Origin of the sequence: Haloferax sp. S1W (genome assembly GCF_044593955.1) — an archaeon.
In the GTDB taxonomy this organism is placed as follows: Archaea; Halobacteriota; Halobacteria; order Halobacteriales; family Haloferacaceae; genus Haloferax.
Genome location: NZ_CP172595.1, coordinates 595,803 through 615,056, shown reverse-complemented (window position 1 = coordinate 615,056; position 19,254 = coordinate 595,803). Strand labels below are relative to the sequence as shown.

At 62.4% G+C, this 19,254-nt stretch carries 17 protein-coding genes and 1 tRNA gene; 9 read left to right on the top strand and 9 right to left on the bottom strand.

Going from position 1 to position 19,254, the window contains the following annotated elements; genetic code table 11:
- Positions 1-193: 193 nt before the first annotated feature.
- Together tbsP and ACH9L7_RS03330 are read left to right on the top strand one after the other, a co-directional pair.
- A complete protein-coding gene (gene tbsP, locus ACH9L7_RS03335; RefSeq protein ID WP_396612325.1) occupies positions 194-1,024 on the top strand; it encodes a transcriptional regulator TbsP in 831 nt (276 codons plus the stop codon).
- A 51-nt stretch (positions 1,025-1,075) separates the two neighbouring features.
- On the top strand, positions 1,076-2,764 hold the full coding sequence (locus ACH9L7_RS03330) for a YcaO-like family protein (protein ID WP_396612324.1): 1,689 nt from the start codon (positions 1,076-1,078) through the stop codon (positions 2,762-2,764).
- Between the two features lie 230 nt (positions 2,765-2,994).
- Here the strand turns inward: ACH9L7_RS03330 and ACH9L7_RS03325 are convergent, their stop codons facing one another.
- The 3 genes from ACH9L7_RS03325 to ACH9L7_RS03315 all read right to left on the bottom strand — a co-directional run bounded on the left by ACH9L7_RS03325 (position 2,995) and on the right by ACH9L7_RS03315 (position 5,594).
- Complete coding sequence (locus ACH9L7_RS03325; RefSeq protein ID WP_396612323.1) at positions 2,995-4,134, bottom strand: DUF63 family protein; 1,140 nt, start codon at positions 4,132-4,134, stop codon at positions 2,995-2,997.
- Positions 4,135-4,218: 84 nt separating this feature from the next.
- Positions 4,219-4,689 carry an Lrp/AsnC family transcriptional regulator gene (locus ACH9L7_RS03320; RefSeq protein ID WP_396612322.1) on the bottom strand — a complete coding sequence of 157 codons (471 nt, stop codon included), beginning with the start codon at positions 4,687-4,689 and terminating at the stop codon, positions 4,219-4,221.
- 107 nt (positions 4,690-4,796) lie between these two features.
- Positions 4,797-5,594, bottom strand: coding sequence for an inositol monophosphatase family protein (locus tag ACH9L7_RS03315; protein WP_396612321.1), 798 nt, complete (start codon positions 5,592-5,594; stop codon positions 4,797-4,799).
- A 105-nt stretch (positions 5,595-5,699) separates the two neighbouring features.
- Here ACH9L7_RS03315 and ACH9L7_RS03310 point away from each other — a divergent pair, with 105 nt between their 5' ends.
- A complete protein-coding gene (locus ACH9L7_RS03310) occupies positions 5,700-5,972 on the top strand; it encodes a hypothetical protein (protein WP_396612320.1) in 273 nt (90 codons plus the stop codon).
- A 776-nt stretch (positions 5,973-6,748) separates the two neighbouring features.
- On the opposite strand, the gene ACH9L7_RS03305 is transcribed toward ACH9L7_RS03310, so the two are convergent.
- The 3 genes from ACH9L7_RS03305 to ACH9L7_RS03295 all read right to left on the bottom strand — a co-directional run bounded on the left by ACH9L7_RS03305 (position 6,749) and on the right by ACH9L7_RS03295 (position 7,845).
- Positions 6,749-6,832, bottom strand: a tRNA-Leu gene (locus ACH9L7_RS03305).
- A gap of 44 nt (positions 6,833-6,876) precedes the next feature.
- The gene (locus tag ACH9L7_RS03300; RefSeq protein ID WP_396612319.1) at positions 6,877-7,536 is read right to left on the bottom strand and encodes a sulfite exporter TauE/SafE family protein; all 660 of its coding nucleotides are present in this window, start codon (positions 7,534-7,536) and stop codon (positions 6,877-6,879) included.
- Between the two features lie 129 nt (positions 7,537-7,665).
- Positions 7,666-7,845 (bottom strand): hypothetical protein, encoded by a 180-nt coding sequence (locus tag ACH9L7_RS03295; protein WP_396612318.1) that lies wholly within the window; start codon positions 7,843-7,845, stop codon positions 7,666-7,668.
- 90 nt (positions 7,846-7,935) lie between these two features.
- Here ACH9L7_RS03295 and ACH9L7_RS03290 point away from each other — a divergent pair, with 90 nt between their 5' ends.
- Both ACH9L7_RS03290 and ACH9L7_RS03285 read left to right on the top strand, forming a co-directional pair.
- Positions 7,936-8,421, top strand: a complete 486-nt coding sequence (locus tag ACH9L7_RS03290; RefSeq protein ID WP_396612317.1) for a DUF309 domain-containing protein — start codon at positions 7,936-7,938, stop codon at positions 8,419-8,421.
- Between the two features lie 148 nt (positions 8,422-8,569).
- On the top strand, positions 8,570-9,427 hold the full coding sequence (locus ACH9L7_RS03285; RefSeq protein WP_396612316.1) for a succinylglutamate desuccinylase/aspartoacylase family protein: 858 nt from the start codon (positions 8,570-8,572) through the stop codon (positions 9,425-9,427).
- 90 nt (positions 9,428-9,517) lie between these two features.
- Here the strand turns inward: ACH9L7_RS03285 and ACH9L7_RS03280 are convergent, their stop codons facing one another.
- The 3 genes from ACH9L7_RS03280 to ACH9L7_RS03270 form a co-directional block, all read right to left on the bottom strand.
- Positions 9,518-10,153 carry an HAD family hydrolase gene (locus ACH9L7_RS03280; RefSeq protein WP_396612315.1) on the bottom strand — a complete coding sequence of 212 codons (636 nt, stop codon included), beginning with the start codon at positions 10,151-10,153 and terminating at the stop codon, positions 9,518-9,520.
- Positions 10,154-10,216: 63 nt separating this feature from the next.
- On the bottom strand, positions 10,217-10,666 hold the full coding sequence (locus ACH9L7_RS03275; RefSeq protein WP_396612314.1) for a UPF0179 family protein: 450 nt from the start codon (positions 10,664-10,666) through the stop codon (positions 10,217-10,219).
- Between the two features lie 25 nt (positions 10,667-10,691).
- Positions 10,692-11,072: a DUF5820 family protein gene (locus tag ACH9L7_RS03270; protein ID WP_396612313.1), complete on the bottom strand. Its 381-nt coding sequence runs from the start codon at positions 11,070-11,072 to the stop codon at positions 10,692-10,694.
- Between the two features lie 512 nt (positions 11,073-11,584).
- Here ACH9L7_RS03270 and ACH9L7_RS03265 point away from each other — a divergent pair.
- The 4 genes from ACH9L7_RS03265 to ACH9L7_RS03250 are packed head-to-tail and all read left to right on the top strand — an operon-like array spanning position 11,585 to position 19,251.
- A complete protein-coding gene (locus ACH9L7_RS03265; RefSeq protein ID WP_396612312.1) occupies positions 11,585-13,657 on the top strand; it encodes a PrkA family serine protein kinase in 2,073 nt (690 codons plus the stop codon).
- A gap of 4 nt (positions 13,658-13,661) precedes the next feature.
- Positions 13,662-15,935: a PrkA family serine protein kinase gene (locus ACH9L7_RS03260; RefSeq protein WP_396612311.1), complete on the top strand. Its 2,274-nt coding sequence runs from the start codon at positions 13,662-13,664 to the stop codon at positions 15,933-15,935.
- Positions 15,926-17,245: a YeaH/YhbH family protein gene (locus tag ACH9L7_RS03255; protein ID WP_396612310.1), complete on the top strand. Its 1,320-nt coding sequence runs from the start codon at positions 15,926-15,928 to the stop codon at positions 17,243-17,245. The genes ACH9L7_RS03260 and ACH9L7_RS03255 overlap by 10 nt, the downstream gene beginning before the upstream one ends.
- Positions 17,242-19,251: a SpoVR family protein gene (locus ACH9L7_RS03250; protein WP_396612309.1), complete on the top strand. Its 2,010-nt coding sequence runs from the start codon at positions 17,242-17,244 to the stop codon at positions 19,249-19,251. The genes ACH9L7_RS03255 and ACH9L7_RS03250 overlap by 4 nt, the downstream gene beginning before the upstream one ends.
- The last annotated feature ends 3 nt before the right edge of the window (positions 19,252-19,254 follow it).

The window sequence follows — 19,254 nt, the reverse complement described above, 5'->3', positions numbered from 1 at the left end:
GTTGTTATCTCAGCTTCCTGTCACTCACGGTTCGCCGCTCCGGATGGTGATTTTCGCCCTTCGACCCAGAAGTAAAATTTCTGAATCGGTTCGCTCAATTCTCGAAAAAGATAGTTGTTACAACGCGAACGCTGAGACGTTCTGATAGTCCCGTTACGTTAATATTAAATATATTACTCGCGATATTCAGTATATGGCTATTCGTTCTAATCTGCTCGCAGAGGGGGTAGAGGACATTATCTCGTCTGTCCTCTCTTCGACGGCAGATGAGATTCTCGTGGCGAACCCGACCGCCGAGGTCATCGAAGGACTCGTCACCGTGGCGACGGGTTTCGACGACGGCGACCACCCGACGATTCACCTCGTCGCGGACGAGGCCGTTTTGAAGGACGTGATGGACGACTTCATCGTCGCATCCAACGCCGCCGACCTCATCGCTGACGGGACGCTCTCGCTGCGAACCGCGCGAGACGATGTCGAGAACACACTGTTCGTCACGCCGAACTCCGTCGTCGCACTCGTCGGCGCGGGCGGGAAAGTCGCCGGTCTCGTCACCGACGACGAGGAGTTCGTCAAGACTGCGTTCGAAGCACACCACGAACGCTGGGCGGACGCGCCGGAGTTCAAACTCCGGACGCCGCCGCTCTCGCGCGTCCGTGAGACGCTCGCAGAGAACATCGACGAAGACACCCTCGACGACTTCGACGCCGTCCTCAACTCGCTGTCGTCGGCCCGCGGTGACGGCGACGGCCTCGACGAAGTGACCATCTCGCTTCTCGTCGCCGCCCGCAACAACGTCCTGCTGTACGACATCTCGAAGTGGGGCGAGGATGTCGGTATCGCGAGTAAGGCGACGTTCTCACGCACGAAGACCAAACTCGAAGATACCGGCCTCATCGACACCGAAAAGGTCCCAATCGACGTTGGTCGTCCGCGCCTTCGCCTGAAACTCGGCAACGACCGACTCGTCGACGCGAGCAGTGACGAACTCGCGGACATCGCACAGGAACTGCTCGAAGCCTAATCGGTCGCCGGGACCCGCCGATTTTTCTCCCCACCGCCCCTCGTCGCGGGCATGAACATCGGACTCGTCGGGAGCGGCCCCGCCGCCGAGTCGATTCGTGCCGCCTGCACCGATATCGATGCGTCGGTCACCGAAACCACAGCGGACGCGCTCTCCGACTTCGACCTCGGATTCGTCGTCGCGCCGACCGGCCACGATGCGTTCGACGCGGCGGATGCCGCTTCCGAGCGCTGGATAGCCGTCGAGGTCGGTGGCATCGGCGGTCACGCAATCCCTGAACTCGACGCCTCAGTGTCGGCGTTCGATACGGACAGCGGTCAGTTCGCCGACCTCCGCGCCCGCGTCGCGTCGACGGCCGAATCGAGTGGCCGTCCGTCGGGTGACAGGGCGGCGGTTCGTCTCGCCGGTGCTATCGCTGGTCGGCGCGGTGTGTCGCTCCTCTCCGGCGACGCCGTCGCTGGCACCGTCGTCGAAGTCCCCGGCCGCGAACGCTCTTTCTTACCGACTCCCTCGCCAAACGAACGAGACCGGACACTCGAGCGCGACTTCCGGGCCGTCGAGTTGCAGGACGCGCTCTCGCGGGCAGAACTGGCAACCGACGACAGAGTGGGCATCATCACGCAGGTCGGCGAGCGCGAGTCGTTCCCGCTTCCGTACTACGTCGCCCAGACTGCCGACACGACAGCGTACAGCGACACCCGCGCGGCGGAGTTCGCCGGTGGCGCTGCGGCCGGATGGGACGACGCGTACATGAAGGCGCTCGGTGAGGCACTCGAACGATACGCGGCAGGCGTCTATCGAACGAGCGAGTTCACGGTCGCTCCGGCCTCGTCGCAACCGGGTGCAATCCCGCCAAGTCGGTTCGTGCGCCCGGACTCCTATCGCGACCCCGACCCGAGCGAGTCGATTCAGTGGGTCGCGGGCGAACATCTCGCGACCGGAGACAGGGTGTCGCTCCCGGCGGAGTTCGTCCACTACCCGCCGCCGACGGAACGACACAAGCCATCGATTACGACGGGACTCGGACTCGGGAACTCCGGAACAGAGGCGCTGCTCTCCGGGTTGTACGAGACCATCGAGCGCGACGCAACGATGCTCGCGTGGTACTCGACGTTCGACCCGCTCGGACTCGATGTCGACGACGAGACGTTCGCGACACTCACCGCGCGGGCGCGCTCCGAAGCCCTCGACGTGACGGCGCTGCTCGTGACACAGGACATCGACGTGCCCGTCGTCGCCGTTGCAGTCCACCGCGACGACGTGTGGCCGAAGTTCGCCATGGGGTCGGGCGCGAGTCTCGACCCCAACAACGCCGCGCGGTCGGCACTCGCCGAGGCACTCCAGAACTGGACCGAACTCCGCGGCATGGGGCCCGAACAGGCGGCGAAGCAGGGCGGCGCAATCGGAACGTACGCCGACTTCCCAGACCCTGCACAGGAGTTCGTCTCACCCGACGCGACGATTCCCGCGTCCTCGGTCGGTCCGGACTCAGTTCCCGACGGTTCGGCCGAACTCGACGCGGTAGTCGAACGCGTCACCGAGGCTGGCCTCGATGCGTACGGCGCGCGAATTACGCCACAGGACGTGGAGCAGTTAAGATTCGAAGCGGTGCGAGTGCTGGTGCCGGAAGCGCAACCGCTCTTCATCGGTGAACCGTACTTCGCCGACCGCGCCGAGACCGTCCCCCAAGACCTCGGATTCGAACCGCGATTGGACCGCGAGTTCCACCCGTTCCCGTAGCATTCGGTTCCGGGTTACGAATAGGCTGACAGCCAGCACACGACTCCTCGCGCGGCGGTGTGCTGGACACCCGCGGTCCGCCGCGCGGTAATGGTTACATCGTGGGCGTTGCTGGCCGCGGCTTGGGATATGAACCTTCGGAGCCGGAAACCGGTGTTCGGTATCTCCCGGAAAACGGAGTCGACTGGGTGAAACGGAGTCGACTGGGTGAAACGGAGTCGACTGGGTGCTTAGACGCCGAACGTCGCGCGGAGCATGTCGCGCGTCCCGGGGCCGAGACCGACCGCGAGGACGGCGATGAGGAGCAAGATTGCGTAGCGCGGGCTCTCCTCGAATATCTGTTCGTCGAACACCCAGATGACCGCCGTCGCGGCGACGAGTTTGACGAGCAGGAACGGCCACGCGTCGCCCGTAACGGCGAGGATGGATTCGGGGAGCGTCGACGCGGTGATATCGACGACGGCCTGGTTAACCGGGTGCTTCGGGATGAGGTTGTTGCCAGCGCCGAGGGCCGTCATCCAGTCGAGACCGACGACGTTCGCGACGCCGTCGACGGCGTGTCCCCAGAGGACCACGAGTCCGATTTTTCCAGTTCCCTTGTTCACGTCGGGGGCGAACCGCTCGATGAGCCACCATGTCGCGGCGGCAGTGGCAGTCGCGCCGAGGAGGATGACGACGAGCACTTGCGGGTAGAACGTCGCACCCTGCGCGCCCGTGAGACCGGCCCACAGGAGATATGTGAGGCTGACCGCGAGGACCGCAACGCCCGCAGCGAACAGGGGTTTCACGTAGTCGTCGACGACACCCGAACGTTCGGCGGTGACGCTGCCGACGACCGCGACGAGCGTAATCGCGAAAACGGTCACGTAGATGACCGGGCTGATGACGAGCGTGTTCACCGGGTAGGTGATGAGGGCGTCAGCCACGCCGGGGGTGTCATTTGCGTCCTCGATGACGCGGAACGCACCGCCGAAGAACATGAACGGGACGAGCGAGAAGAAAAATCGCGGGTCGTCACCGATGTCGAGGCGGCGCAGAAGGAAGACGACGCCTGTGAGCGCGATGATGAGCGTCACCATGTAGCCAACTTCCGAGACGAGCGTATAGCCGGGGTAGGCGACCGGTTCGGCCGCGGCCGCGCACGCCGAGGCGCTGTCGAGATACTTCGTAATGCCGCCAGCACGAGTGGCGCACACTGCCGAGTTCGCGTCGGCCTGAACCGGCCCCCAGAAGTAGTGCCAGATGAAGCCGTCGTAGACGACGCGAGGGAACGCGAGCGACCCGCCGACGAGCGCGACGAGGATGGCCACGACGCTCGCGCCCCACAGGCGCTCTGGGTCGAGACCGGTTCGCTCTGCTACCGTTGCCATAGCCAAATCCCCGACGCCGGGACTGTTTAGGGTTCCGGTCTCTCGCACTCGTGATGCACTCGCCCCACGAACTGCGACCGGTCGTTAGTCCGCTTCGTCGGGGTCGCGAATCGGCAAGACGGGGTCGTCGTACTCGGTGCCGAGGATGACCATCGTCTGCGAGCGAGAGAAGCCTTCGAGTTCCGCGACGTGGTCGAACATCAGTTCACGAAGCGCATCGGTGTCTTCGGCGTAGATGCGGAGAATGACGTCCCATTCGCCGGTCGTCAGGTGAATCTCTTGGACGCCTTCGATGTCGCGGAGTTGCTGGAGCGCCTCCTTTTCGTGGCCTTGCTTGACGCGAAAGCCGACCATTGCCGACGTTCCGAGACCGACCTGCCGGGCGTCCACGCTCGCGTGGTAGCCCTCGATAACACCGGCGTCTTCCATCCGGCCGACTCGGTCGTGGACCGTCGCGCTCGACATGTCGATTTGGCGGGCAATCTCACTGAACGGAGTGCGAGCGTCCTCCATTAAGATACGGAGAATTGCCCGGTCCGTATCGTCGAGTTCCATGTCGCCACTTTCACGGGGGGTCAACTTCCCCCTTGCGGATGTGACACATCAAGTCGTCAACGAAATGATGACTTATAACGGCCGTCAGTCATACCGATTATCGCCCGTCAGATGTCTTCTATCTCGCGTGCTGCGTCGAGCAACGTGTCGTGAATGTGTCCGTTCGAGGCGACCAGTCCGTCAGAGTCGTGTCGCCACTCGTTGCCGTCGAAGTCGGTGACGGTTCCACCGGCCATTCGGACGAGGTGGACACCAGCCACAGAGTCCCATGGATTCGCCTGCTTGTTCGTGATGACGCCGTCGAGGGCACCGTCGGCGAGGAGCGAGAGGACGACCTGCATGCTTCCGTAGCGTCGGATATCGGCGAACCGCGTGACGAGCGCCCGGGTCGTGGCCGCGTACTCGTCGCGGGCGTCGAAGTCCCACCAGAACGTCGGGCAGATGGTACACGTCTCCGGGTCGTCGCGTTGGCTCACGGTGATTTGCTCGCCGTTTCGGTACGCGCGTTCGCTGTCGGCGGCGTAGAGGTCGCCGAGCGCTGGCAGGAAGTTCGCGGCGGCTACCGGTTCGCCGTCGAGGACCGCGGCGACGGCGGTGGCCCAGACGGGCACGTTTCGAACGAAGTTGTTTGTCCCGTCGATAGGGTCGACGACCCACGCCGCGCCGCTGTCCGGGACCGACTTCAACTCGTCGGCCTCCTCGCCGACGATGGCATCGTCCGGAAACGCCTCTCGGATGCGTTCGACGACCCGTCTCTGCGCATCGCGGTCGGCTTGCGTGACCACGTCCGTCTTCCCGCCTTTGGTCTCGACGTCGATACCGGTTCGGAAGGCTCGGCGGGCGACTTCGCCCCCATCGCGTGCTGCTCGCTGTGCGCGGTCCGCGCGAGCATCGAGTTCGTCCATAGGTGTGAGAGTAACAGGGAGCGGCGTATAACCACCGACACTCGGCGGCGGCGAGAAGGCGACGAGTCTGCTACCCTTAACACGCACGCCGATCTAGTTCGCGTTGTGAGCAATACCACTGACCTCCCGGCGTCGGTTCGCGACGCCCTCGTGACGGCCCTCGACGAGGCGCGAGACGCGGTCAGGTGTCGGGATGTCGAGACCGTCCGCTCGCAGATGAAAACGGTCTCTCGCGTCCTCCGGGCGAAGGTCCCGCCGGGATTGATGCACGACCGGTTGGTCCACGGCGTCGAGGCGGTCGAACGTACTGCTGCGGACGAACCCCTCGTGGCAGCGGAGTACCTTCGGGCGATGCGGGCGTTAGTCGACGACTCGTAGGTCGGTGGTCAAAATACGGCGGCAGTCAACAACACAAAACCTGCCCTCGGACGCGGACGCGTCGCTCGCGGAGTGAAAATCGAAGAACGCCAGAAACCGCAATTAGAACCCGGACGGAGGACGTTTTCCACAACCCTCACGGCCTTTTTCGGCTTGCGCCGACTTCCTGAACTCCGATTTCTCGTGGTCCGGTACTTGGCCTTCCTGCCACTCGCTTGCAGAGTGGTTGACGGGGTCGCCTCGGTTCCTCTTCGGCACTTTGACCTCGCCTTCCTATTACGAAAGACTCGGTGTTCATGTCGATTCCATTCCTCCCCATCTGGCGATGGGTACCACCGTCGATGCTATTCACACCGCCCGATGGATTCGGTTTGGTCATCCGGTGCGTCCTTGCGCTTCCGGCAACCCTATAGTAGGTGGGATAACATAATGAACATTTCTGATAAACTCTGATACCTCCCGGTTGACTGAAAGTCAGTCCGACATGCTCGTCGGTTTCCCAGCCGATTTTTGTGGGTTTGTCGAACGAGGATGCGACGCTCACCCCGATTGTGTCGGTTGGTTTTCACCAGAAACGTGGTCTGTTGCGGTGGTGTTTTAGACGTGTTACGGATGTCTCACACGTCTCCCGGTGTCGCAAACGCGTTATGGTGGGGAACAAACGGAGAGATTTGAGAGTGTGCGAGGGGAGGGATTTGAACCACGGTCGCGTACGCTCCCTGATTCAAATCCCTCCGGGCGCACTCGGCACTCCTCACTTCGTTCGTCGGCACAAGTGCGAGGGGAGGGATTTGAACCCACGGACCCCTACGGGAGCGGATCTTGAGTCCGCCGCTTTTTCCTGACTTAGCTACCCTCGCGCGTACAGATGTGGTCCGGGCGTCCGCTAAAACGTTGCGAATCGTCAGACGGGAACGCCGGCCATCTCGACGACGAGTGTTCCGCCCACGAAGATGCCGACAACACCCGCGATACCGCGGAGAATACGCGTTCCACCGACGTTCATCGACCGACCCCAAAGCGCCGAGACGACGGCCATGGTCGCTACCGTCAGTATGCTGAACGCTGCGAGGAAGGCAACGGCCTGGTCTATCCCCGGTGCGGCCGAGACCATCGCAATGACGAGCGCCCCGCTTCCGGCGAACCCGTGGAGGACGCCGACTGCAAACGACTCGTCGTGGACGTGTGAGTGCTCGGAGCCGAGTGCGAACGTCCCGAACGAGAGGTGTTGGTGCGCGTCGCCTCCGTGGTCGTGTTTTCGGAGCGACGGCACAGAAACGTCCGCGGCGCGCAGGAGCATCCGCACGCCGAGCGCGACGAGAATCACACCGACCACGGCCTCGAAAAGGTGTGTCACCGACTCGGGCAATCGAATGCCGAGCGCGACGAACAGGAGGCCGACGACGGCAATCGGAATCGAGTGCCCGACGCCCCACGAAGCGCCGACCAGACCCGGTCTGTTGCCGTCTTCGACCATCGTCGCGACGGCGGCGAGGTGGTCGGCCTCCAGCGCGTGTCGGACGCCGATGACCCCGCCCGCCACGAGTGCGGTTGTAAGTGCCATTGTCGAGTCGAACGGATGGATGTGTAAATAGACCCTGTTTCCCGACGAGAATCCGTCAAACAGGTGGTTTCTCACGCGCCTGTCAGATGACTCTCACGCGCCTGTCAGAGATGTACCCTCGCGCGCCTGTCAGGCAGGTTCCCACTCACACGACGCACCGGTCGTGAGGCTCTCCTCGTCGATATACGCTGACAGACAGGCGTAGTTGCAGAACGCGCCGACATCGACGCGCTCGTCGCCGTCCAGTTCTTCGACGAACACCGGGTCGTGATGCAGTACGTCGCTCCCGCAATACAGGCACGCGTCCATATGTCCATGCAGGCGCTCCTCGGCGAAAAGTCCGCGGTGGATACTCCCGTCACCGATGGAGTTACCGGACCACACGTCGGTAGTATCCGTATGGACGAACACACCCGCGATTCGAGCGTCGCCCCGCCGCTCGGAAACCCCACAGGGTGGAACGAAGAGATTCGGATGTGGGACCACGCAACCCTCCGGAGGGCGGTCGAACACGGTGTCAGACTGTTCAACGCTGGCGACTTCCACGAGAGCCACGACTGCTTCGAAATCGAGTGGTACAACTACGGTGCAGGCACCGCCGAGAGTGCGTTCCTCCACGGAATGGTGCAGGTCGCCGCGGGCGCGTACAAGCACTTCGACTTCGAGGACGACGGGGGGATGCGCTCGCTGTTCGGCACGTCGCTGGACTACCTTCGTGGGACGCCGAGCGACTTCTACGGCGTGGACGTTGACGACGTTCGCGAAACCCTCCGAACCGCACTCGACGACCCGACAGTCCTCCACGGCTGGCAGATTTGTCTCGACGGTCATCAGGCGACTGCCTACCCGGCCGACTACGAGTACGTCGAAGGACTCGACCACTGACGCGGTGTCCCCCAGATTCCAGAGACAGCGTCCCCCGAGTCCGGACACAGCGTCCCCCAGATTCCAAACGGGGGATTGACATCTCTCGTCGAATTTCCCGTTCCAGCGAATGTAAAAGTCCTTTAGCGCCCAGTGCCAGAAACCGCCAATGCGTATCTACGAACTCGGAGACGGCACCCCGGAAGTGTCTGTTGTCGGGTCTATTCACGGTGACGAGCCGTGCGGTGCGCGAGCCATCGAGCGACTCGTCGCCGAGGACCCCGACGTTGAGCGTCCGGTGAAATTCATCGTCGCAAACGAGGAAGCCCTCGACGCGGACGTTCGGTTCCTCGACGACGACCTCAACCGTGTGTTCCCGGGCGACCCGAACGCGGACTCGCACGAGCGACGACTCGCCTACGACCTCGGGCGCGAGGTTCGCGGTACGACTGCCTTTTCTATCCACTCCACGCAGTCGTACGCCGACCCCTTCGCAATCGTCGATACCGTCGATGCCATCTCGCGGTCGATTCTCCCGCACCTCCCGGTCGACGTGGTCGTCGAGACGAACAACTTCGCCGACGGGCGACTCATCGAGCACGCCCACACCATCGAAGTCGAAGCTGGGCTTCAGAAGTCCGACGAGGCAGCCAAGAACGCCTACTGGCTCATCCGTGCGTTCCTCACAGCGACCAACGTCCTCCCCGCGCCCGCAGTTGCGAGCGACGGCGGCGATGCATCCGACGACGAAGCCCCGGTTGCGAAAGACGCCCGCCTCCGACTCGCCGCACCGGAGGAAAACAGCCTCGACGTGTTCCGTCTGCTCGAAATGATTCCGAAACCCGTCGCCGAGGAGTACGAGGTGCTGGCGAAGAATTTCGAACCCGTCGAATCCGGCGAACCGTTCGCCCGCGCGGACGACGAAACGTTCATCGCCGACCGCGACTTCTTCCCCATCTTGCTCTCGGCGTACGGCTACGCCAACATCTTCGGCTACGCTGGCGAGAAAGTCGGGACGCTTCCGTAACCGCCGAATCGACGGCCGTTCACAGTCTCCGAGTTCGCCGTTTTTTGTCGCGCCTCTATTTCTTCTCCCGTCTCCATTTTCGCCGTGCGCTCAGTCGAGAATTCGCCGCGTTGCTTCTTCGACGGACTCGACACGCTCGGGTGCGTCTTCGGGGCCATCGCTTCCGACGTGGAGCGCTTCCCACCCGGCGTTGCGCGCGCCCACGATATCCTCCTCGTACGAGTCGCCGACGTAGACGTAGTCGTCCGCCGGAAGGGCGTCTTCGGCGGTCGTGAAGATAGCAGTGTTCGGCTTCCGCGCGGCCACTACAGGGTCGTTCGAGACGACGACAGCGTCTACGATGTCGTCCAGACCGTGCTGTTCGAGCTTTGCTCGTTGCATCTCCAGCGTCCCGTTCGTGAGGATGCCGGTTGGTCGCTCCGTCGCGACCCGCGTGACCGCTTCGTGTGTGGCCGCTGGAACAGTCGTCGCCGCGAGTTCCGCATCGTGGTAGTTCGAGACGAGGGTGTCGGGGTCGGCGTCCACGTCGAACTCGTCGACGACGGCCTCGAATCCTGCGTGATACGGTGTCGTCGAAAGGTGGTCGAAGGCGTCGAGAAGCCCCTCGACGTACCGTTCGTACGCACCGTCAGGAGCGTTCGGAAGCGCTCGTTCGAAAATCGTCTCGAAGTCCGCTGTGTACTGGAGGAGCGTCAAATCGAGGTCGAAGAAGACTGCGGTCGTCATACCCGAGGCGTCTGCACCGAGGCGTGTAAACACTCTGTTGTGTTCGCTCGTTTCTCAGCGGTACTACTCGTCGGCCGCTTCGAACTCGACGAGCGTCAGGTTCCGGTCGAGGTAGCAGTGGTCGTGCGGCGGGTCGCCGACGACTTCGGCGATGCGATACTCCTGGTCGAACTCCGCGCCCTCGGGGACGCAGTACTGGTGGCTCGGACACTCAGTATGTGGGCACGGTCCTTGGAGGCTGGCCTTGCTCCCGGCGTAGGCCCCCTTCGACGGGACGTTCGCCCGGACGGGGACGGGTTCGACTTCGACGGCGCGAACTCCGATATCGTGGGCGGCGCAGTCGAGGACTTGCGTGTTTTCTCGCACGTCGACCACGCGGTAGCGGACCCCCTCGTTCAGGTTGAGACACTGCCGTCGGTACGGACACCCCTCACAGGCGCTCGATTCCCCGTGGTAGACGAACTCGGCACCGGCGTCGGCAAGCCGAGTTCCGATGAGTGTGACAGCCGTCATAGTGTGTGATTCATTGGCGAGGTGGTTAAGACTCTCGTCCGGTCAGTTCGTCGAGTTTCTCGAAGTAGTCTTCGCGCGGAAGTTGGTACGGCTCCCGATAATCGACTTCTCCCTCCGCGAATCGACGTGCGATATCGTTCGCACCGTCGAGTGCCGCATCGCGCGAGTCGAACTCCTCGGCGACAGCCTCGATTTGGGGTTCCAAGAAGAGGACTGCGTGCCACGTCTCGGTCGAAATCTGTGACGCACCGGGTCGGTTCGCCCGCGACCCGTTCGACACGAAGATGGTGGGGAGACACTCCGAGGGGAACTCGTCGCCGTCGAACACGTCGGGGCGGTACGCGAGAATGCGCCTCCCCCCGTGTTCGTCGTTCCAGAGCGTCCATCCGTCGGGCAGTTCGGTCATACACACGCTACTTCCTCGGCGTCCTAAGCCTTCTCGGTCGTCGAAGCGGAAACAGGGTGTCTCGGACACCCGCCGGAATAACGACCGATAAACGACGACATGATTTTAGGATGATTCGATTAATGGGTCTGCCAATAGACTGAATCGCCGATTAAACCGACGCACACCGTCAGAGTGGGGGGCAAAATCACGTGGTATGCATGTGGCAGTAGCCGTATTCGAGACACTTTTCTTATATTTTCCCGGAGTAAGCGTTATATGTTAACGCCCCTCATTGTGAATTAGTCTCGGTCCCTGGACCGAGCGAATCGCGCCGCGTGACTTATCGATTCTGTCGCCCGTCGTCGCCCCGTTGCGAGCGCGGAGCGGTGGCGGTGCCCCGTCGCCCACGTCCCGTAGCCACTGGCTGCGTGTCGTCGAAATCGATGGGGTTCCGTCCGCGACCCGTACTATCGGGCGCGTCGCCACAGTAACCGTCTCAGGACGGCTGGTCCGTCGAGGCTCCACGAACAATGACCGGCGAAATAGAAACACTCGCAGACCTGAGCAAACACTACAAAGACTCCGTCCCCTCGGACCTGCGCGAGGCAAAGAGTTTCGAGTGGTACCTGCAAGAGGTCTACGCGGATCCTAAGATCGCTCGCAACGCCCACCAACGCGTGGCGGACATGTTCGACTTCTACGGCACCCGTTACGACGAGGACGCGGGCGTCGTGGAGTACCTCATGGCCTCCGAAGACCCGCTCCACGACGGGGAGAACGTCTTCTACGGCCGAGAAGTACACGAATCGATACACGAGTTCGTCAACAAGGTGAAATCGGGTGCCCGTGGCCTCGGCCCCGAAAAACGCATCAAACTCCTCCTTGGTCCCGTCGGGTCCGGGAAGTCGCACTTCGACTGGCTCTCGCGACGCTACTTCGAGGACTACACGATGCACGACGAAGGTCGCATGTACACGTTCAGGTGGACGAACCTCACCGACGTTATCCGCGACCAAGACCCCGCTGACGACGTTGTCCAGTCGCCGATGAACCAGGACCCGCTCGTGTTGCTCGCACAGGAACAGCGCGACATGGTCATCGAACAACTGAACGAGAACCTCGATGCACCGTACACCATCCGGAACGACCAGGCGCTCGACCCCGCCTCGGAGTTCTACATGGACCGCCTCCTGGCGTACTACGACGACGACCTGGAGAAAGTGGTCGAGAACCACATCGAAATCATCCGTCTCGTCGCCTCCGAGAACAAGCGGCAGTGCATCGAGACGTTCGAACCGAAAGACAAGAAGAACCAAGACGAGACCGAACTGACCGGCGACGTCAACTACTCGAAACTCGCGGTGTACGGCGAATCCGACCCGCGGGCGTTCGACTACTCCGGCGCGTTCTGTAACGCCAACCGCGGCATCTTCTCCGGCGAGGAACTGCTGAAACTCCAGCGGGAATTCCTCTATGACTTCCTGCACGCCTCGCAGGAACAGACGATTAAGCCGAAGAACAACCCGCGAATCGACATCGACCAGGTCATCGTCGGCCGGACGAACATGCCGGAGTACAGAGAGAAGAAAGGCGACGAGAAGATGGAGGCGTTCAACGACCGGACGAAACGCATCGACTTCCCGTACGTCCTCGAATACGAACAGGAAGCGCAGATATACCGCAAGATGCTGCGCAACGCGGACGTGCCAGACATCCACGTCGAACCGCACACGCTGGAGATGTCCGGCCTGTTCGGCGTCCTCACGCGCATCGTCGAACCCGACTCCGACGGTATCTCGCTCGTCCAGAAGGCGAAAGCCTACAACGGCGAGTTGGACGACGGCGACGACATCGACGTACGCAAACTCCGCGAGGAAGGCGAGTCAAAAGCCGATATCGGAGAGGGGATGGACGGCGTCTCCGCCCGGTTCATCGGCGACGAAATCGCCGAGGCCATCATGGATTCGACCCACCGCGGGCGGTCGTACCTCTCGGCACTCACGTCCTTTACCCACCTCGGAGAGAACCTCGAAGGCCACGGGTCGATTCCCGAAGAGAATCTCGAACGGTACCACCGCTACCTCGAGATGGTCCGCGAGGAGTTCAAAGAGCGCGCCATCGAAGACGTTCGGCACGCGCTCGCGTACGACCTCGACGAGATTCGCCGACAGGGCGAGAAGTACATGGACCACGTCATGGCATACATCGACGATGCAACTGTCGAAGACGAACTGACGGGCCGCGACCAGGACCCCGACGAGAAGTTCCTCCGGGCGGTCGAGGAGAAACTCAACATCCCCGAAGACCGCAAAGACGACTTCCGGCAGGAGGTCTCCAACTGGGTCTCCCGTCGCGCCCGTGAGGGTACGTCGTTCAACCCGCAACAAAACGACAGGCTCCGCCGCGCGCTCGAACGCAAACTCTGGGAAGACAAGAAACACAACATCAACTTCTCGGCGTTGGTGAGCGCGAACGAACTGGACGACGACGAGCGCAACGCATGGATAGACGCCCTGGTCGACCAGGGCTACTCCCGCGACGGCGCACGCGAAGTACTCGAGTTCGCTGGTGCGGAGGTGGCCAAGAGCGAACTGGAAGGCTAAACCAATGCGAGATTACATCCGCGCCGCGGACGAGACCCTCAGCGGGACCTACGAGGAGCCGATGAGCCTCGCGGCCTACGTCGAAGCAGCCTTCGAGTCGCCCTCTATCGCCTCCCACGCGTCGAAGTACCTGCTGGAAGCTATCGAATCGATGGGGACCCGAACCGTCATCGAGGAAGGCGAAGAGAAGGAACGCTACAGTTTCTTCGACGACCCGGCCAACGACGGCGAGCACGCGGTTTTCGGCAACACGGACGTGTTGAACGCGTTCGTCGACGACCTGCGAACCATCGCCGCCGACCGCGGCAAAGCCGAGAAAATCGTCTGGTTCGACGGGCCGACCGCCACAGGCAAATCCGAGTTGAAACGCTGTCTCATCAACGGACTGCGCGAGTACTCGAAGACGGACGAGGGACGGCGATACACCGTCGAGTGGAACATCGCCAACGCAACCGACACTCGCGGCCTCTCCTACGGCGGCGAGTTCGAGTCGGACAACGAAGACTGGTACGAGAGCCCGGTGCAGGCACACCCGCTTTCGGTCTTCCCACCGACCGTTCGAAAGCGCCTCCTCAGAGAACTCAATCAAAAAAACAGCGGCCACATCCCTATCGACGTAGACGAGGAACTCGACCCATTCTGCCGCGAGGCGTACTTCTACCTCGAAGAGGAGTACCGACGGGCGGGGCGAAAAGACCTCTTTTCGGCCCTTACGGACCCGAAACACCTCCGAGTGAAGAACTACGTCGTGGACGTGGGACGCGGTATCGGCGTCCTCCATTCCGAAGACGACGGGTCGCCGAAAGAGCGCCTCGTCGGGTCGTGGATGCCGGGGATGCTCCGCGAACTGAACTCCCGCGGGCGGAAGAACCCGCAGGCGTTCAGCTACGACGGCGTCCTTTCGCAGGGCAACGGCCTCCTCACCATCGTCGAGGACGCGACCCAGCACGCAGACTTGCTCCAGAAACTGCTGAACGTCCCCGACGAGGGGCGCGTCAAACTGGACAAGGGCATCGGGATGGACATCGACACGCAACTCGTCATCATCTCGAACCCGGACCTCGACGCCGAACTCGACAAGTTCGCCGACAGGAACGGCCGCGACCCCCTGAAGGCGCTCAAGCGTCGTCTGAACAAACACGAGTTCCGCTACCTGACGAACCTCTCGCTGGAAGCCGAACTCATCCGCCGCGAACTGACGAACGAGACGAGTGTCTGGACCGAAAAGCCGGAGGTGCTGGCCGAAATCGTCGCCGAGGGGGTCACGCTGGACGTTCGAGAGGGGCCGGGAACCGTCCGAATCCGGGAACTCGCACCGCACGCAATCGAGGCGGCGGCGCTCTACAGCGTCGTCACGCGCCTCGACCCGGAAGACGTGCCGCACGACCCGGACCTCGACTTGAACCTCGTGGACAAGGCGCTGTTGCTCGACCGCGGCTATCTGCAGGTCGGCGACCAGCGCCGCGAAGTCTCGGGGTTCGAGTTCGTCGGCGACTCCGAGGGCACCCACGGGATTCCCGTGACGTTCACGCGAGACGTTATCGCCGACTTGCTCCACGACCGAGTCGAGAGACACCACCCGGACCTCGACGTGGGGTCTGTCGTGATGCCGACTGACGTGCTCGACGCGATGGTCGACGAGTTACCCGACGCGCCGGTGTTCTCGCGCGCCGAGGCGGCCGAGTACGAAGGCCGCATCGAGATGGTCGAAGAGTACATCTTCGAACAGCAGGAAAGCGACGTTCTCGACGCCCTGCTCGCCGACAAGGGCGTCGAGCGCGAGACGGTCGAAGAGTACGTCGAACACGTCTTCGCGTGGGCCTCCGACGACCAAATCGAGACTGAGCACGGTCTCGTCGACCCGGACCCACTGCTCATGAAACTGTTCGAGACCGAACACCTCGGTCGATTCTCTGAAGACGACTACGACGGCAACGACCCGGCCGACGACGTCGAGGAGTTCCGTCACGAGAAGGTCATCACCGCGCTCAACAGGTACGCATGGGAGAACCGCGACGAGGGGTTCGAGGTCAGCGACGTGGACCTCACCGAGATTCCTGTCATTCGAACCGTCCTTGAGACACACGACTGGGTCGACGTGCGTCGCCTGTTCCCCGACCTCGACCCCCGTCAGTGGGACGACCCGCCGACGAACACCGAGACGGAGAGCGTCAAGGAACGGACTCTCAAGGAGATGGAACAGCGCGGCTACACCGCCGCCTCGGCCGAACTCACGAGTCGTGCCGTCATGAAACGGGTGAGCTACGAATGGGACTGAGAGACGACCTCGAACGATTCCGTGAAGTGGGCGAAGAGCGCCGCGAAGACCTCAAGGAGTTCATCTCCTACGGCGACCTCGGCGCGTCCGGAGCCAAGGACATCAAGATTCCAATCAAAGTCGTCGAACTCCCCGAGTTCAAATACGACCGTCTCGACATGGGCGGCGTCGGACAGGGGAAAGGCGGAACGCCCGACGTGGGCCAACCGCTCGGCCAGCCCCAACCCGCGCCCGGAGAGGGCGACGAGGGCGAACCGGGCGAAGAGGGGGCCGAACACGAGTACTACGAGATGGACCCCGAGCAGTTCGCCGAGGCGCTCGACGAGGAACTCGGATTGGAACTCGAACCGAAGGGCAAGGAGGTCATCGACGAAATCGAAGGCGACTTCACCGACGTGACTCGGACCGGTCCCCACAGCACGCTCGACTTCGAGCGCCTCTTCAAAGAGGGACTGAAGCGAAAGCTGGCGACCGACTTCGACGAGGACTACGTCCGCGAGGCGATGAAAGTCGAAGGCGCGACGCCGGACGATGTCTACCGCTGGTGCCGCGACAACAACATCCTCGTCTCGTTGGCGTGGATAGACGACGAATGGACGCGGATTCCGGACGACGAGCGCGACACGTGGGCGTCCTTCGAGGAGCTAGAAGAGAACGTCGAGCGCACGACGACCATCCAGCGCATCCGCCGCGACGGACTCAAGGAGATTCCATTCCGCCGCGAGGACGAACGGTACCGCCACCCCGAGATTATCGAGAAGAAGCGCTCGAACGTCGTCGTGGTCAACATCCGCGACGTGTCTGGGTCGATGCGCGAGACGAAGCGCGAACTGGTCGAGCGCACCTTCACCCCGCTGGACTGGTATCTCACGGGGAAGTACGACCACGCCGAGTTCGTCTACATCGCCCACGACGCGGAGGCGTGGGAGGTCGAACGCGACGAGTTCTTCGGCATTCGCTCGGGCGGTGGGACGCGCATCTCGTCGGCCTACGAACTGACGAAGGAGGTACTCGAAGAGCGCTACCCGTGGCACGAGTGGAACCGCTACGTCTTCGCCGCCGGTGACTCGGAGAACTCCTCGAACGACACGAAAGAACGGGTCATCCCGCTTATGGAGGAGATTCCGGCCAACCTCCACGCGTACGTTGAGACCCAACCGGGTGGCACCGCTATCAACGCCACCCACGCCGAGGAAGTCGAGCGACTTCTCGGCGACGAAGGCAACGTCGTCGTGGCATACGTCTCGGAACCAGACGACGTGGTCGACGCCATCTACCGTATCCTCAGCACGGAGGCGACAGCAGAATGACTTCACGACGACACCGCAGAGACGCACAACGAGAGGCCGCCCGCCTCGACGAACCCGTTCGCGAAGCGGGTGCGCTCGCGAAGAAACTCGGCTTGGACCCCTACCCGGTGAACTACTGGGTCGTCAACTACGACGAGATGAACCAACTCATCGCCTACGGGGGCTTCCAGAGTCGCTACCCGCACTGGCGGTGGGGAATGACCTACGACCGCCAGCGCAAGACCGACCAGTTCGGCATGGGGAAGGCGTTCGAAATCGTCAACAACGACGACCCATCGAACGCGTTCTTACAGGAGTCGAACTCGCTGGCGGACCAGAAGGCCGTCATCACTCACGTCGAGGCCCACTCGGATTTCTTCAAGAACAACCAGTGGTTCGGGCTGTTCTCCGACGAGGGAGACCTGAACGCCGCCGCGATGCTCGAACGCCACGGCGAGGCTATCGAGCGGTACATCGAGTACCCCGACGTGAGTCGCGACGAAGTCGAGAAGTTCATCGACGCCATCCTCTGTCTCGAAGACACCATCGACCAGCATCGGTCGATTCGCGAGGCGGCCGAACGGAAAGACGAGTCCATCCCCGACGATATCCGCGCGCAACTGGAGAACCTCAACATCTCCGAAGATGTCCGGCGCGAGGTGTTCGACGACGAGTGGGTCGACCGCGTCGAGGAAGCGGAACGCGAGGCGGCGAAACTCACGGAACCGCGAAAGGACGTGATTGCCTACATCCGCGAACACGGGATGCAGTACGACGAGGAGACCGGCAAGGCCGAAGAGATGGAACCGTGGCAGAAGGACGTCCTCGACATGCTCCGCGAGGAGGCGTACTACTTCGCCGCCCAGAAGATGACGAAGGTCATGAACGAGGGATGGGCCGCCTACTGGGAGTCGCTCATGATGGGCGACGAGCGGTTCGCGGGCACGGACGAGTTCATCACCTACGCCGACCATCAGGCGCGCGTCCTTGGGTCGCCCGGACTCAATCCGTACAAACTTGGCAAGGAGCTCTGGGAGTACATCGAGAACACGACGAACCGCGCCGAAGTCGCGGACAAACTCCTGCGCGTGAAGGGAGTCACGTGGCGCAACTTCACCGAAGAAATCGACTTCGACGAGGTGCAGTCACTCCTCGCGGCTGACCCGATTATCGACACTGTGTCGAGCGAGACACTAGCCGACTTGGCCGAACTCGGCCCGGACGACCCGCGAGTCGACCACGAGATGCTCGACCGCGCGCTGTCCGGCGACAAAGCCGTCGACGTGGATACCTACCCGTGGAAGGTTCTCTCGTACGAGGGGTTGGCAGCGCGCCACTACTCGCTCGTCAAGCCGCAGAATCGCGGCTTCATCAGTCGCATCCGACGGTCCGAACTCGAACAGTTGTCACGGTACATGTTCGACGACAACCGCTACGACACCGTCGAGGAGGCGATTTCGGCCGTCGATAAGACGGCGGGATGGGACCGGATGCGCGATATTCGACAGAGTCACAACGACGTGACGTTCCTCGACGCGTTCCTCACCGAGGAGTTCGTCCGGACGAACCACTACTTCGCCTACGAGTACTCGGAGTCGTCGCGGCAGTTCCGCGTCTCGTCGACGCAGTACGAGGACGTGAAAAAGAAACTCCTCCTCCAGTTCACGAACTTCGGAAAGCCGACGATAGCCGTCTACGACGGGAACTTCGACAACCGCGGGGAGTTACTTCTCGGCCACCAGTACAACGGCGTCATCCTCGATATGAAGCAGGCGAAGGGCGTCCTCGAACGGGTCTACCACCTGTGGGGACGGCCGGTCAACCTGATGACCATCACGAAGGAGTTCGACGACCACGAAGTCGAAGTCGCGCGCCGTCGCGGGCGTGAACCAACGCCGACAGAGCAGGCGGTTCGAGTCCGGTACGATGGTGAGGAGTTCGAGACGCACGACCTCGATTCAGAACTCGAAGCGCGCATCGCTGCGGGCGACATCGACTACGACACGAAGCCCGATGAGTGGCTCTAACTG